This is a genomic window from Psychrobacillus sp. Z3-81 (assembly GCF_056620325.1).
On record NZ_JBWQPU010000061.1, the window covers coordinates 1 to 270 of the forward strand.

Annotated in this window: 1 pseudogene; it reads right to left on the reverse strand. The window is 25.6% G+C overall.

Annotated elements, in window-relative coordinates:
* Nucleotides 1-270 (reverse strand): annotated as a pseudogene (locus AC1ECF_RS17630) (hypothetical protein); the annotation flags it as partial.

Here is a 270-nt window from a genome sequence, read left to right on the forward strand (position 1 = left end):
GAGCATACTAATTCTATAGCTAACAAATAAATCCATAATTTTTGAATTGGTGAGAAAAAATTAAAAGCATACATCAAAAATGCTGATAAAGCTCCTATTGATAGACTTCCATTTTTAATTTCTGAAATACCAATTACAATTACTGTTCCAATCAAGCAAAAAAAGAGCATAGACATAACTATATTCATATATGCAGCTAATTTTACATTTTTCGTTTGTTGAACAGAAAGTTTATTTATTCCCTTATTGTATTGATTATTAAAATCATTG